The 444-nt window shown below is 52.4% G+C and carries 1 protein-coding gene; it reads left to right on the top strand.

The window, feature by feature from the left end:
- Positions 1-285: 285 nt before the first annotated feature.
- Positions 286-444 (top strand): ubiquitin-conjugating enzyme E2 (locus FWJ25_RS20915; RefSeq protein WP_223163296.1); only part of this gene is annotated, 159 nt, incomplete at its 3' end.

The raw sequence follows: 444 nt of genomic DNA, 5'->3' as shown, positions 1-444 counted from the left end.
AAGAGGCGCGCCGAGATCGCGAGGCTGCGGGAGCTCAACACCCTCAAGGGCCACGTGGAGTCGGTGGTCAAGCTCAAGGGCCTGGACATCGACACCATCCAGCAGAACTACACGGTGTGAGATGTGATCGAGAGAGCCTGCTGTGATGTCGACGAAAACACCTTTGCCATGCCATGCCACCCTTGTTGTTCTTGCGACGACGGAGTCATGTGATTGTTACAGAAAAAAAGAAAGAAAATTTTCCGGYGATGTGATTGGAGACAATAGAAGCGTGTATGTACGTACGTGTGGCTGATCCCTGACCCCGAGCAGAGCAGCCCTAGGATTCTTAAGGAACAGTGGAGCCCTGCTTTAACTATCTCAAAGGTTCTCCTGTCAATCTGCTCACTGCTCACGGACCCAAACCCTGATGATCCTCTTGTCCCTGAGATTGCTCACATGTAC

Source organism: Marinobacter salinexigens (assembly GCF_008370345.1).
Lineage (GTDB): Bacteria > Pseudomonadota > Gammaproteobacteria > Pseudomonadales > Oleiphilaceae > Marinobacter > Marinobacter salinexigens.
This window is presented reverse-complemented; position numbering and strand designations above follow the sequence as displayed.